The sequence below is a fragment of the Trichococcus alkaliphilus genome (genome assembly GCF_003008695.1).
GTDB lineage: Bacteria > Bacillota > Bacilli > Lactobacillales > Aerococcaceae > Trichococcus > Trichococcus alkaliphilus.
This window is the reverse complement of sequence record NZ_PXZT01000008.1, coordinates 64,888-79,620: the sequence shown is the minus strand read 5'-3', so window position 1 is coordinate 79,620 and position 14,733 is coordinate 64,888. Positions and strand designations below refer to the sequence as shown.

At 49.6% G+C, this 14,733-nt stretch carries 8 protein-coding genes and 1 pseudogene; 4 read left to right on the top strand and 5 right to left on the bottom strand.

What is annotated here, in order from left to right:
- Positions 1–49 precede the first annotated feature (49 nt).
- A complete protein-coding gene (locus C7R73_RS08205) occupies positions 50–1,156 on the top strand; it encodes a YncE family protein (protein ID WP_106450039.1) in 1,107 nt (368 codons plus the stop codon).
- Positions 1,157–1,203: 47 nt separating this feature from the next.
- A pseudogene (locus C7R73_RS13930) lies at positions 1,204–1,266 on the top strand (H-X9-DG-CTERM domain-containing protein); the annotation flags it as partial.
- Between the two features lie 18 nt (positions 1,267–1,284).
- Here C7R73_RS13930 and C7R73_RS08195 read toward each other — a convergent pair.
- Together C7R73_RS08195 and C7R73_RS08190 are read right to left on the bottom strand one after the other, a co-directional pair.
- The gene (locus tag C7R73_RS08195) at positions 1,285–2,217 is read right to left on the bottom strand and encodes a LysR family transcriptional regulator (protein WP_106450038.1); all 933 of its coding nucleotides are present in this window, start codon (positions 2,215–2,217) and stop codon (positions 1,285–1,287) included.
- Positions 2,218–2,557: 340 nt separating this feature from the next.
- Entirely contained in the window at positions 2,558–5,011 is a 2,454-nt protein-coding gene (locus C7R73_RS08190) for an ATP-binding cassette domain-containing protein (protein ID WP_106450037.1), read from the bottom strand.
- Between the two features lie 158 nt (positions 5,012–5,169).
- On the opposite strand from C7R73_RS08190, the gene C7R73_RS08185 reads away from it, so the two are divergent.
- Entirely contained in the window at positions 5,170–6,129 is a 960-nt protein-coding gene (locus C7R73_RS08185) for an RluA family pseudouridine synthase (RefSeq protein WP_106450036.1), read from the top strand.
- A gap of 51 nt (positions 6,130–6,180) precedes the next feature.
- Here the strand turns inward: C7R73_RS08185 and C7R73_RS08180 are convergent, their stop codons facing one another.
- The 3 genes from C7R73_RS08180 to C7R73_RS08170 form a co-directional block, all read right to left on the bottom strand.
- Entirely contained in the window at positions 6,181–9,039 is a 2,859-nt protein-coding gene (locus C7R73_RS08180) for a glycosyltransferase (RefSeq protein WP_153060376.1), read from the bottom strand.
- 7 nt (positions 9,040–9,046) lie between these two features.
- Positions 9,047–11,008 (bottom strand): oxygen-binding di-iron domain-containing protein, encoded by a 1,962-nt coding sequence (locus C7R73_RS08175; protein ID WP_106450034.1) that lies wholly within the window; start codon positions 11,006–11,008, stop codon positions 9,047–9,049.
- Positions 11,009–11,244: 236 nt separating this feature from the next.
- Positions 11,245–13,425 (bottom strand): family 2 glycosyl transferase, encoded by a 2,181-nt coding sequence (locus tag C7R73_RS08170; protein ID WP_106450033.1) that lies wholly within the window; start codon positions 13,423–13,425, stop codon positions 11,245–11,247.
- Positions 13,426–13,784: 359 nt separating this feature from the next.
- On the opposite strand from C7R73_RS08170, the gene C7R73_RS08165 reads away from it, so the two are divergent.
- Complete coding sequence (locus tag C7R73_RS08165) at positions 13,785–14,699, top strand: amidase (protein ID WP_106450032.1); 915 nt, start codon at positions 13,785–13,787, stop codon at positions 14,697–14,699.
- Positions 14,700–14,733 lie beyond the last annotated feature (34 nt).

Below are 14,733 nucleotides of genomic sequence, written 5' to 3'. Positions count from 1 at the left end.
TAGAAAAGCTGAATGGCTAATTTAAATATTCAAATCGGGAAGTGATACTGTGGAAAAGAAAAAGAGAAACATCAAGCTCGTCCTGATCGGCGTGGTTTTGGTGGGCATTATCGGGCTCATCCTCCTCACAAAGAACGGAAAAATCGAAAGGTTGGCTTTTGCCGATGAAACGAACACGGAAGCCAGCCTCGGCTCATTCGAGTCACTGGAGGATGGATTGACCAAGCACCCTGAACTGTACAAGGCGGTTTTTGAAGAGGCAGGTGTCGACCCGGAAAAAAATACTTATGTCATCCCTGGTATGGATGAAACATTGACGCTCCATTATGAACACGAGGGAACGGATATCTGCACCACTATGACTCCGCAAGGGTTGGCCGTGAACAAAGATTACTTGTTCATATCGGCTTATTGCAAAACCAAATCACACAATTCCGTCATCTATGTGTTGGACAAAAAGAGCGGGTCCTTCATCAAGGAAATCGTCCTGGACGGCATCCCGCATGTAGGTGGCCTGGCTTTTGACAACAACCACGACCTGCTGTGGGTCACGTCAGAAAAAGACGATACCGCGCAAGTCATCACCCTGTCATTGGCGGACATCGAAACCTATGATTTCACAGCCTCCTCAGAACCAATCACGTATACCGATAGTATCAACCTTCCGGACATCAAGCGCGCTTCTACAATCACGGTCCACGGCGATGACCTCTACGTGGCGCATTTCGATGACGAAGAGACGAGTGTCATGCACCGGTACGCAATCTCCACAAAAGAAAATGAGGACGGAAAGGAAGTCCATGCGCTCGATACGGGAAAAAGCACGGAAGAAGCCTATCCTGACGACGTCGACAAGATCGGAAAAGAAATCCAAGGCCTGGCTTTTTATCAGGAAAAGCTGATGCTGTCACGTTCTTCTGGCAGAAAGCATGACTCAACCCTGCTTTCCTTTGATCGTCTTAAGGAAAATGAAGACTTCACGGACAAAAATGCGAATACCGAAATCACAATGCCTTCCTATATGGAGCAAATTGTCGTGGATGGAAAGCATCTCTACATCCTCTTCGAATCTGCGGCATATCCTTATCGCGACCATGGCAATCCGAGCATCGATCGCGTACTGCGGATGAATATCGATAATCTTTTTACAGAGTGACCCCAATTTTTCCGTGTACAACTGAAATATTTTCCATATAAAATGGCCATCCACAGAGGGCGAATGCGCTCTTTTTGGATGGCCATTTTGTATATTTGGTTGAACAATAACCGTCATAAATTCTTGATTCAGTCTTCAGAAGACGTCAATTCGATTCGTTGATCCCCCTCCAACAATTCCCTTACGATCTCCATATAGCGCTTGGAGATTGCGCTGAGCGGCCGCACTTTCGAATAGATGAAGCCGATCGTATTTTTTTGATCGACATCCATCGGCACCACGATGATATGGTCCTGCGTGTTCGATTTCAGGAGACCTGAACCGACCAAATAACCGTTCGTCACTGACAACAGATTCAACACGGTCGCGCGGTCGCTTGCGCTGATCCGTTGGACATTCTGATCGACCTGGATCGATTCCTCCATCAACTGCAGCGTGCTGTTTTTGCTTTGATCGAAGGAAATGACAGGGTACGGATGGAGTTCCTCCTGCGTTATTCTCTCCTTCTTCGCCAACGGATGGAACTCGCTGAGGAATACATGCGGTTGGAACGCGATCAGCGGATCGAACTTCAGGTCGAACGCTTCGAGATACTGTTTGATGACTTTCCCGTTGAAATCATTCAGATAGATGAAGCCGACTTCACTGACGGCGTCCCGCACATCCTCCATCACTTTGGAAGTGCTCGTCTCTAGGAAACGGAAATTCAACGATTCTTCCTTCTTTTCCGAAACCAGTCGGGCAAAGCCTTCCGAAGCAAAATCATAGTGCTGGCTCGAAACGGAAAACAGTCTCCTGTTTTCGGTTGCAGACAGATAGCGGTAATCCAATTGGTCCGCTTGGGCTACGATCTGATCGGCGAATTCCAAAAGCATAGCCCCTTCTTTGGTTATTTCGATGCCTTTTTTGGAACGCTCGAAGATCTGGATGCCATATTCTTCCTCCAGATCTTTGATGCTTGACGACAGACTGGACTGCGCCATATATAATTGCCTTGCGGCTTCCCGAAAAGTGCCGTATTTCGCCACTGTTATGACGTATCGCAATTGCTGAAGATTCATATTTTTGCCACCTCGCTCTATTTTCCGATGGGTTCCCATCATTTCCACAAAAAAAGTGCATGCGCGTCAACAAAACACACATGCACGAGTATTCATCATCATTTCAGCGCTTCACTTGGATGCGGATGCACAATCTGCCCCATAATCCCCTTTACAGAGCCGGCAAAAACAGCCGGTTGTGGAGATCAAAAGATGATAAGAATATTCCTGCATGTTTCTTACATCCGCACATACAACACATCATCTTCTGCATGGTTCTGCCTCCCCTTCTTTTCCTAATCGCTTTCTAATAAGATAGCGATTTTCTCGGCATCTGTCAATCATTTTCACTTTTACTGGATCAAATGAATTTTCCGGTCGCCGAATTGATGTCTTTTCGGATATCGGATGGGGTTCCTTCCGCAATGACCCTACCGCCGGCATCCCCGCCTCCCGGACCAAGATCGATGATCCAATCCGCCGCCCCGATGATCTGTTGATTGTGTTCCACAACAACCACCGTGCTTCCGGAATCAACCATCCGATCCAACAATTTCAGGAATTTTTCGACATCGAGCGGGTGCAGACCGGTAGTCGGTTCATCAATCAGATAAAGATTCTTTTTCCCTTGATTTGCAAGGAGTTCCACTGCCAACTTAAGCCGTTGCGCTTCGCCGCCGGATAAAGTCGTTGTCGTCTGGCCGAGCTCGAGGTAGCCGAGCCCGACATCCTGCAGCAGAGTCAGGATGGCACTGATTTTAGGCGAATCCGAAAACAATTCCGCGCCTTCCTCAACGGATAAGCCAAGCACTGCAGTGATCGAATGGCCGCGGTAGGTCACGGACAACACTTCGTCCTTGAAGCGTTTGCCCGAACAGACCGGACATGGGACTTCCTGATCTTCAAAAAACAACAGGTTGGTTGTGACGACGCCCAAGCCTTCGCAATGATCGCAGCGCCCCCCTTTCACATTGAAGGAGAAGCGATTGGCTGTCATTCCATTTTCAATGGCAGTCTGCTGGCTGCCGAAGATTTTCCGAATTTCCGTGTAGGCGTCCGAATAGGTCGCAACATTCGAACGCTTCATTCGGGTGAGCGGTGCCTGTTCCACGATAACGATCTGGTCGAATGAGCCGGTCCCGCGCACCTGATTCGAGTTCTGTGATTCGGTAGTGTCCCCTTTCGCCAGCACATCGAAGACGAGCGTCGATTTCCCGGAACCCGATACGCCGGTGACACAAATGAGGCAGCCGTTGGGGAAACGGACTGTAAGATTCCGGAGGTTATGCTTGTCCGCTTGGCTCACCTCAATAGCATCCCCTGTTCCTTTGCGGAAAAGTTTGCGCGGTTCCGGCTTGCTGTTCAGGTAGGCACCGGTGATGGATGTCGCTTGATCTTTGATTTGCTGGAGCGTTCCCTCCCCGATGACTTCGCCCCCGTATTTCCCCGCTCCCGGACCGATATCCACCAGGTAGTCCGCGGCCGCCATGACGGCTGTGTCATGTTCGATGACGAGCACCGTATTCCCTTTATCCCTAAGCGACCGCAGGACAGCAAGGAGCCCTTCGGTATCTTTTGGATGCAGACTGATTGTCGGTTCATCCAAGATGTAGATGACACCCGTCAGATCCGAATCGAGGACAGCAGCCAAACGCAGACGCTGCGCTTCCCCTCCTGACAGTGTCATCGTCTGCCTGTCGAGCGACAGATAGCCCAATCCCAACTTCAGGATCCGTTTCAGTTTGGTCTTCAGATCCGCCACATAAACGCCCGCCAGTAGTTGCTCCGTTTGTTGCAGGTTTACTTCGAGCTTGCTGACCCAATCCATGAGGTCGATCAATGAGGACCCGGACAGTTCAGGCAAGCGCGTCCCGTTAACCGTCACACTCCTGCTCAGTTCATTCAACCGTTCGCCCTGGCATTCCGGGCAGGTGGCAGATTCAAAGTAAGCTTCCCGGAGTTTGGAAGCCCCTTTTTGATCCGCCATTCTGCGCCAAAGGTTCGGCAACACGCCTTCGTAGCGGCCTTCCGCAACCGTCCGGGGTACCGGCACATCCGGGAACAGCCGATGCACCGCTTCGCTTTCGGCCCCCTGCAGCAACAGCGCGCGCTGTGCCGGCGTAAAGTCCTTCACAGGCATATTTTTTTCTAGCGGAATTCCGTAATGGGCGCAAGCGGCATAGAGAGACTCCAACTGGTAATCCCGGTAGCGTTTTTCCCAAAAAACGACCGCGCCCTCTTCAAGCGCCAGCTCTTCATGGAGCACCCGCTTCTCATCGATCGTCAGCACTTCCCCCATGCCCTGGCAAGTTGCGCAAGCACCTTCTCGGGTGTTGTAGGAAAAATGGGTGCGGGTCAGCTTCTCCATCCGCTGATCACAGTGCGGGCAATACTGGAACACCTTGAAGTCATCGGCTGTTTTTTCGGTTTCCTCGCGGCAATCCGCCGAACTGAAATCCTTCCGGCAAGCCGGGCAGCGTCTGGAACTTAGCTTCTCGAACAACATCCGCAGGTCGGTATAGATGTCCGTTACCGTTCCCACAGTCGAACGCGGATTTTTATTGTAAGCCTGCTGCTGGATTTGGATGGCGGGAGACACATTGCGGATCGCATCGATGTTCGGTTTGCGGATCCCTTGGTAGCCGATCGCCTCCAGATATTGGCGCTGGCATTCCTGATAGAGCACATCCATCGCCAGCGTCGTTTTGCCGGAACCGGATACCCCTGTGAGGACGATCCATTTATTCCGGGGCAGGTTCACGCTGATGTTCTTCAGATTTCCTTCCTTGGCGCCGATGATGCTGATATGGTCCATGACTGCTCCCTCGCTTCCTTTTGATTCTTCTGCTCCAATTATATGCCACTTGCTGCGTTTTTGTCCTGATTATGCGGGATGGATGCCCGGTTTTCTGTTATACTTCAGAAGAGACGACCGCTACAATCAGGCGGCGAACAGAGTCAGGAGCGAACGATATGAAAAAAACAAACCAAAAAAAACCAATCAACAATAAACGCAATCGTCAGGATCAGGCGATAGAACCCCAAAAAAACCCGTCCACCAAAGGGGTTACACAATACCCTGTGACCGAGCCAAGCGAATTGTTGCCCTTTTTGCTGCAGATCCTCAGCAAGCAAAGCCGCAATTCCGTCAAGTCGATCCTTACCCGCGGACAAGTGACGGTCGACGGCAAGTCCATCACCAAACACAACCACCCCTTGGAACCCGGACAGACTGTCGGCATTTTGGCAAACAAGGAAGCCATCAAAAAAACTTCTCTGTCAGGCCTCAAGATCCTATTTGAGGACGAATCGATCATCGTGATCAATAAGGATGCCGGCCTGTTGTCGATGGCAACGGACGATCCAAAGGAACCGACCGCTTACCGCCAATTGAGCCACTACGTCAAAGAAGACAACAAAGCGAACCGGATTTTTGTCGTGCATCGCCTGGACCGGGATACATCCGGCGTCATGCTTTTCGCAAAATCCGAAGAACTGAAAGAGAAGCTGCAAAATGATTGGAAGGAACTCGTCAAAGAACGCATCTATACCGCTCTTGTCGAGGGCGAAATCAAGAATGATGCCGGCACCATCTCCTCTTGGCTGACCGAGAGCAAAGCGATGAAAGTCCATTCCAGTCCGAAAGACAACGGTGGCAAGCATGCCGTGACCCATTACCGGAAGATTCGCGCCAACAAGGAATACTCGCTCCTGGAAGTTCAGTTGGAGACCGGGCGGAAGAATCAGATCCGCGTCCACATGGAATCTTTGGGCCACCCGGTTGCCGGGGATAAGAAGTACGGTGCCCGCACCAATCCGATGAAACGTTTGGGGCTTCACGCTTCCACACTCGCATTCATTCATCCTGCGACGGGCGAACTCGTCCGCTTCAGCGCGCCTGTGCCGAAAGCCTTCCTGCTGTATTCGAAATAAGAAAAAACATGATTCTCCTTTGCGGGGAATCATGTTTTTTGTTTTTAAGCATTACAGACTCGGCACATCCGCAAGGTCCGTCTTCACTGCAAAGCCTTTGCGTTCCATTTTACCCCAGCCCTTCGGCTTCTTGAGAGAGTTCACGTAACCCGTCACTCTCCAGAAGCTGATCAGTTGGCGGAGTCCGAAATTCTCGATGAAGGCATAGAAGACCAATATGGCCAATTCTTTGAAAGTGAAGTAGTCCGATTCCTTTTCCGCCAGATACAAGGAAGCTACGGAAATCAGGATTCCCATCAGGATGATGGAGACGAACAATATACCCGCGATTTCCCGGTTCAACATCCCGAACACTGCGGCCAGAAAAACCATCACATAGCCTTGCATTTCCACGAGCGGACCCATCATTTCAAAAATGAAGAAGTAAGGCATCGCGATCGTTCCGGCTTTTCCGTAGCGGGGGTTCCCGATCATCTTGTTGTGGAACGTCAAAATGTCGATCAGGCCCCTGTGCCAACGGTCCCGCTGGCGTTTCAGCACACGAAACGTCTCTGGCACTTCCGTCCAGCAATTGGCGTTGTAGCTATACTTGATTTTGAATTTCTGTTTTTTCTCGAGCATATGGCGATTCAGCCGGACGACCAACTCCATATCCTCCCCGACCGTATCCTTTTGATACTCTCCACTGCTGGTCAGATAACCACCGATTTCGATGATGCGATCCCTTTTGAAGAGCCCGAATGCGCCGGAAATGATCAACAGGCAATCCAATTGCGCCCAGCCGACGCGTCCGGCCATGAAGGCGCGGATGTACTCGATCATCTGCAAGCGCGCGACCCTGCTTTCAGGGATCCTCAGATCCGTCAGCATGCCTTTATCGATAGTGCAGCCGTTGACAGGGAAGATGTTGCCGCCCAATGCGGGACATTCGACTTCTTCGTCAAGAATGAGCGAAGCCAATTTGAGCAGGGCATCCGGCTCCAGCAAGGAATCCGAGTCGATTCCGCAGAAGTATTCTTTTGCGGAAAGGTTGATGCCTGTGTTCAGAGAGTCGGCTTTTCCGCCGTTCTCCTTGTCGACAACCGTCAGTTTCGGCAGCGATTCATTCCGATAGATCCCTTTGATTGGCCTTGTCTTCAAGCTTTCGTTCACCGTCTGATCGACTTTTTCCAGCCCAAAATATTGGATGAGCGTCTGCAACGTCTGATCCTTGGAACCATCGTTGACGATGATCAGCTCATAATCCGGATACTTTAGATTCATCAGCGAGTTTGCGCTCTCGATGATCGAGGCCTCCTCATTGAAAGCCGGTGCGATGATCGAGACGGAAGGCATCATTTTTTTCTTGAACAGGAAAGGCATCTTCTTCAGTTTCCAGTACTGGGCCTGTTGCCTGACACCGAAGAAAGAACAGACCAACAGGAGCAGATAGATGCTGTTCACCGCGATGGAATAGTAAGCCAAATAATAATTGAAATCGAGCACGTATACCTTCAGCTGCTCCAGCCAAGGCAACGTGAACAGCAGATCGCTATGGCGGATAGCATACACTGCCGGGAAACTGAAGAAAAGCACAAGCAACAGGAAGTACAGATAAACGATGACCCGCCTGTTCTGTTTCTCTTCCCTTTTCAACGATTCGGGAACACAACGCGTCTGACCGCATTTCTTCAACAGCGGCTCATTCAGGTAGGTGCGGTAGGCCAGCTTGACTTCCGGGCTTTTATCGAACACGTCCCTCAGGATCGAAATCATCTCCAGCTCGATTTCAGGGTCGCAGTTCTTGTTCAGGAAGCTGATGATGTTGCTGTTTTTTCCCCGCAGCATGATTTCCTTGATGATTGATTTGAAATCTTCCTTGTTTTCCGATGAAACCTTCAGCATCATGTAGTCCACCCGTTTAGCAATCAGCTCAGCCAAACCGCTGCGGACATTTTCGTTGCTGTACTTGCGGAATTCTTCGAGCAGAATGCAGACTTGCGGCGGCCTCTGGGCGAGGATCTTACCGATTGCTTCCATGGCTGCCGCCCTATCTTCATCCTCCGCAAGCAAAGGAATCAGGACATACAGATTCTCTGCAGATGGGTTCTCTCCGTAAGCACGGATGGAGAGTCCGCGGATGTAAGGGTCCGGGTGTACCAGATATTCCGGGCGATCGATTTCGATGAAATAGACCTTAATCAGGACGGAAGCCGCTTTGTAACGGATGGCTTCATCCTCTTCGGGATCCCGCGCGATATCGCGGAGATAATCCTGCAGCGCCTCAATCGGGTAAGCTTCCGCGAATCCGATGATCAACTCCTTGTATTCACTGCGTTTGCTGTCCTTGATCTGCGCAAAAAACTCAAAGGACGCCCTTCCATACTCATTCAGCAAAGGGTGGACCTTTTCGCGGTACCATTGCGGCGCGTCCAACAGGCTATGTGCGATGGGCGGAATGGAGCATGGGTGTTTGATCCCCACCAAAGTATGAATGTAATAGAGCTTGGCCGAATGATAGCGTTCCTTGTAGAGGGCATCCTCGATCGCTTTGCGCGCCGTTTCCGTTCCGATGACGCCCAGATGCACAGCTGCTTCGATGCGTCGGTACTTCAAGCGCGAACGCAGACGCTTCCGATAAAAATCTTCCAGCTCGAATGTTTCGATGACATTCGTGAAAGCTGCTTCCTTATCCGCATCCATCGTGATGATTTGCTTCAGATCAGTGTATCTTTTCATGAAAAGTTTCGCGTCTTTTTTGAAAAGGATCCCTTCCTTGCCGAGAACCCCATCGATGATGAACCGATCCATTTCGGCGGTCATCAGTTTCCGATCATCATGCCCTTGCTTATTGAAGAAAATCATCAAAATCAGCCAGACAATGAGCAATGAAATGGCGAGCATAGCGAAAAGAATCGTTCTTGCATCCATAGTCACGTCACTCACTGCCCCTCAGTATATTTTTTGTGATGCCGATCAGTTCCGTGAACATGAACGGTTTCTTCAGATAATGCCTCACTTGCATTTCGAAAGCCCGCTCCACCGTCATTTTGTCCTTTTGGTGGGACATCAGAATGAACGGGATCCTGTTGCGCTCCGAATCGAAAGAAAGATTCTCTTTCAGCAGCAGTCCGTCCATCTTCGGCATCATCAGCTCCGAAATGACCAGACTGATCCTTTCCTGTTTCGTCAATGCCAGTGCCTCCAGTCCGTCCCTCGCAGTGCGGACGCTGAAACCTTCCTTCTCCAAAGCGCGCTTCAGCAGATCCAATGTGAGTTCGTCCTCATCCACCAAGAGCACGTTTTTGACGGCTTCTTCGTTTTGTTTTGCCGTTGTCTCACTGCAGACACTGTTCCCGGTCAATTTGGCGATCCGCAGACGGTTATAGGCCGTATTATTGAGAAATTCTGTGATGCTTTCCGGCTTTTCCAAGTCTTCGGTCACTTCATCAAAAAATACCATGCCTACCGAAAGGGTAATCCGGTCCCGGAACAGGTTGGATTGGCCCGTATTTTTCCTGAATTGCTCGGCTATCGCTATCGCCTCCAGCCGTTCCGTCTCCGTGATGAAGTATGCGAAGAGCGAATCCTGCAGTTTGAAGACCCGGTGCTTTTCTCCCTTATCCCGTTTCAGCAGATAGGCGAGATTCTTCAGTGTTTCGTCCCGGTAGCGGGTGCCGTACTGCAGTCTGATGTCGGCCAGATTGTCGATATCGATAAGGCAAAGCGCAGCATGAGGGAAATCACCGTACGCATTCTTCATGTAATCCAAAAAGAACATTTCATTGAAAAGCCCCGTTATCGGGCAACGGATGAATTTATCCTGGATTTTTTCCATGCTTGCCACCAGATTTTTGTTGAAGGTTTCCAATTTCCGGTACTTGTCGTTGATTTCCTTGATTTTTTTGTCCCTTTTGAGCAATTTGGAATGGATGATTTCAGGGACCGGTATCGCATGTTCCCGTCTGATGGACTGGGTCAAAGGCTCCAGCATTTCCAAGAGCGCCAATCCCTTTTCACGGAAAATGACCTCAAAAAGTTTGTTCCAGGATGCCACTCCAGAAGCGCCATAATCCAAGATAAGTTCGCTCTGCTCATCTATCAGGACACCTTCCTTTTTCAAGAGCGCATTGATGTCACTCGGATCGTAAAGCGTATGCAGCTTTTCTACCACACGGTTACAGGCCAGCAGGTAGCGTTTTGAAGACGATAGCTTGTGTTCATTCCCGTTTCCGTATTCCCATTCATGCAACTTGCTGATGAATGCCGTAATATCGCTGTCGACCAGATTTCCCAACCTCGGCGCAATCCTGTCGATATCACTGCGAAGCAATCTGTTCATCAACGATTGCATCCACTCGCCGTACGTCAGGTACTGGCCTTCGTAACCCTCCTCCACGAGCGATTCTTGGTGGCGTTTCATGAAGGCTGTAAATAGATTTCCCGAAAAAAGTGTCTTCGACAGCGCATCATAGGTAATGAAAATGCCTTCAAGGTGGATATAAGGAGGAACAAAAAATTGAAGATTCCTGCCGGATGGCAACCTGAGTTCAAAGCCTTGCTCATCGATCAGATGATAGGCCGACGACACACCAAAGTGACGCATGTTTTGCGCTGTCACCCCATGCGTGACAACCGTAGCCTTCAATCCTTTTTGTTCCCAAAGTATCACGCTGGCCCAGCAGACTGAACTTTGGTGCTGCACGATCACATGTGTGATTCTGTCCAAAGGCAACAGTCTCTCCACATCCGCGAAGACCGCTTCAAATCCCGCAACCGGACCCGGATCGATCAGGATACCGTTTCCAGCTTCCATCAGCAAATAAGAATTGCAATCGACGTTTTTCCCCACTGCATATAAACCTTCTGTAATCATCCTATCGGTCAGTCGATTTGCCATTATTTTATCCCTCTATTTAGCTTCCTATTAATTTTATGATATTTTGTTTGGTAAATTAACAGAATTATAGCACATCCCTACATTAAAATAACGTTAAATTCCTGTTACAGGATGGCTTATTTTTTTGAATCCTGGGTGGCCTTTTCCCACCCATCAAACCTTCTTTGAATGCGGAAAAACAGATTTTCCCTTGGAATGGAAAAATCTATTTTCTGTTGCGCATGCTAATGCTGCCTTCAGTCCGCACTGGCATGCTCGTCCAACATTTTAAAGGCTTCCTGAACGATATAATAGGATGGTTTCAGCCGCTCGTGATAAGTCGGCATGTCCCATGCTGACCATTTATAACTTGCCATTTTGATTGACGTTTCTTTCACTTCAGCTGAATCTTGGAAAGCCATCCCTATCTTGAATTGCTTCGTCGCCTCCGCTTGGATTTTGCCGTTCTCGTATAGATCGCCCATGATTTGCTTGGTGGACGGATCCATGACGTTCAGGAGCTGCCAGGGAATCCGGATCTCGACATTGCCGTCCTTGACTGCATAATCGGTCAAGGAATTATAGTCAGCATGCTGCGGGTTTGCATCACCGAGGGACAGCAAGCCCGTCTCGTAGGAAGAGAAAGGCACAGTCTGCTGGGATGCGGGCAGGAAAATTTCACTGGAAAGGCAATGCAGCATCGGATTGAAGAGGCCAGAATCCTTGAGCGTATAAGCCGGATTTTTTGCGACCATCCCCAATTGCTCGGCATAGAGGTAATGGAATGAATCATAATAGGCGTCCACCAGAATCCGGGCGTCATCCTCGCCGGCGATTCGGATCAAAAAATCGGCTCCGCTGGTGAATTGGAGTTGGTGCTCCACGGCTGCAGTATTCCCTTGGTCCGCGATCGTATCGATCGGGATACAGAGCGTGTCGGCACCGAACGCAAATCCATCGGTCTCGACCATGAGGTAAAGGTACTTTTCATCGGATGCCGCATATAAGGAGCCGTCTTGGGTCTCCGTGATCGGTTCTGCTTTGCTCCAGTCCGAAATATCCCCGTCCACATAATGGGCGGATGTTTCCTCGCCGGGGTCGAAAGCCATCAGGCCGAATCCCTGTTCATTCGTCTGGGGATTGGACCAATACGCGCGCCGGTCGGCCAGATCGAAATCCATCGTATTCCAGGTCCGTTTGAACCACTCGTCCTGCCACGTAAAGACCAAACCGCCGCAGTATCCTTCCGAATGGATATCCTGCAACAGATCCACCATCATTTCCCCTTGTTCCATCTCGTCATGATTGCCCTGGTCATATCCGGAATAGAGGCTCTCATGGGCTTTCCCCCTTGATGCCGGCACACCGAATTCCGCAACCATTACGGGGACTGTGTGTTCCGCCATCAGATCCTCCAGATAGGCGCGGTAAGTATTGATTTCCCCGTTCTCATCCACATCCTGGATATATCCCTCTTCGTAGCTCAGGAAATCCGGATAGTAGGGATAAATGTGATAGGCGGCGAAGAGCCCAGCAGGGAATGCGTCCTGAGCCTTGATGTGTTCCGTGTTCACCACCGCTTTGTCTTCTTTTTCATATGGCTCGCTGGGATGCTCCAGCATGTCGGTCGTCACCCAATTCGTGAAGCCCAGCGCCCTTGTCGTCTGATATTCGGCTGCTTCATAACTCAGCACGGCATCTCCAGCTTCGCTCAAAAAGACTTCGAAGGGCGAGGCGTCTTCCGTATAGAGAAATTCTCCTGCATAGCTCGTCTTTTCCGGATTATTCAGGTTCGTCGTCTCCACAAATGCCGGATCCCATTCGATTCCCATAATCCAGCCGATGACGTAGGGTGAAATGTCTTTCGTGTACTTGCCGCTGGCGAATCCCGCCTTTTCAGGCAAATCGACATTCCCGTGGAAAATATCGACCAGATTTTTGGCATCCGTTATAAAATCCCGCTTGATCTTTCCATCCTCGGCATAGGCATCCTGAAGTGCAGCGATATCGTCCTCATTGATCCATACCCCCTGCATCAGATAGAGCGGCTGCTCGGCCGTCCGGTTGAACGCATACAGCGCATCATAAAAAGCGGGATTCAAGGTCGTATAAACCCGGATGACCTCCGCATTCATGTCGCTGATGTAGCCGAACCAACGCAAGTAATCTTCTTCGGTTATCCCGAGTTCCCCTGGGAAATAACCGGGTTTGGCCGCGCCAATGTTTACCCCTTCCAGAAATTCATTTTCCCATCCGCTGTCCTTGTAGATGGAAAACTCCTTATCCGAAGCTTTGGAGACAAAACGGAGTCCACCTTCTTCATAAAAAGCGGCTTCCGCTTCGGTGACCGTGTTGTTGTGTATCACAAAAAACAGCAGCGCCGTGGTTGCACTGAGCAGTGCGAAAATCGTTTCCGCCATTTTTTGTTTTCTGCTCATCCTTCTCATCTTATATTTCCCTTCGTCCAGAAATCACTGTAATGTTTTATCATTTTTTTACTTTTGCAAATAATATAACATTTACCTTATCATTATTTAGCTACTTTATGTAAAAAATACAAAAAGAATACCGAAGTCGCAAAGTGACTCTTTTCGAAATACTTGATCGGATAACATTCCGGAAAATTTGCTGTCGATAAGGTTAGAGAGGGACTCTTATTTTTCGTTTGAATCCCGTTCTTTCTACCTTAGTCATTTTTCTTTCAGAAGAGCGATAAATATTCACCACTTTTGTGTTAAAGGATATGCACATTCAGTTGTATAATTAATAAAAAAATTGATTGTGAGGTAAATTGTTTATGAAGAAATTTAAGTTGATCCCACTTTTCCTTCTCCTCGCCATGCTGTTCGTTCCGTCGACAGTCGCTAAGGCCGCTCCAAACAAGAGCAGTGTTGCCGCAGTCACAAGCACCCAAAGCTATTCCACTTGGCTGTGGAACACGTACGAAATCATCGACAACAGCGACAACCTGTTGAATTTCTTGGTGGCCAACAATGTCACCGACGTCCACCTGCAAGTGAACTACGGTATCGACTACAGCTATTACCAGAGCTTCATCAGCAGAGCGGCAGCCAACAATATCGCCGTGCACGCTTTGGAAGGATCTCCTGAATGGGTCATGCCGGACGGTTATATTTCCCAGAATGCCTTCTATGCTTGGCTTGCAGACTATCAAGCGAACTCCACTGCGGAAGCGCGCTTCAAGGGCATGCATCTTGATGTGGAGCCTTACCACTACAGCACCGGCTACGGCACGGACCCGAACGGCGTATTGGAACGCTATCAGGATTTCCTGATGAACGCCAAAACCCAAGCCGCCAACCTGCAGCTGAACTTGGCCATCGACATCCCATTCTGGTTCCATGAAGTGCAATACAGCACAGCTTACGGAAGCGGAAATCTGGCCGAATGGATCTTCACCAACATCAAGACAGTCACCATAATGGCCTATCGGGATTTTGCTATCGGAGCCAACGGAATCAATCAAATCGCCGAAACCGAAATGAATCTTGCTCGCCAGTACAATGTGAGTGCGACAATCGCCGTGGAAACGGAAAACATAGGCGATCCGACTTATGTGACCTTCTTCGAAGAGGGCAATGCCTACATGTACAACGAACTCAGCCTCGTCAGACAATACTACAGCAAAAACCGTGCATTCAGCGGCATCGGCATCCATCATTTGGGCAGCTGGATGAACATGAATCCATAGAACCAAACGAAAAGGCCATCTCGCGAGAGACGGC

Excerpts from the sequence above, each read along its gene's own strand:
- C7R73_RS08195 (WP_106450038.1), bottom strand. The coding sequence starts at position 2,217 with ATGAATCTTCAGCAATTGCGATACGTCATAACAGTGGCGAAATACGGC.
- C7R73_RS08190 (WP_106450037.1), bottom strand. The coding sequence starts at position 5,011 with ATGGACCATATCAGCATCATCGGCGCCAAGGAAGGAAATCTGAAGAAC.
- C7R73_RS08185 (WP_106450036.1), top strand. The coding sequence starts at position 5,170 with ATGAAAAAAACAAACCAAAAAAAACCAATCAACAATAAACGCAATCGT.
- C7R73_RS08180 (WP_153060376.1), bottom strand. The coding sequence starts at position 9,039 with ATGGATGCAAGAACGATTCTTTTCGCTATGCTCGCCATTTCATTGCTC.
- C7R73_RS08175 (WP_106450034.1), bottom strand. The coding sequence starts at position 11,008 with ATGGCAAATCGACTGACCGATAGGATGATTACAGAAGGTTTATATGCA.
- C7R73_RS08170 (WP_106450033.1), bottom strand. The coding sequence starts at position 13,425 with ATGAGCAGAAAACAAAAAATGGCGGAAACGATTTTCGCACTGCTCAGT.
- C7R73_RS08165 (WP_106450032.1), top strand. The coding sequence starts at position 13,785 with ATGAAGAAATTTAAGTTGATCCCACTTTTCCTTCTCCTCGCCATGCTG.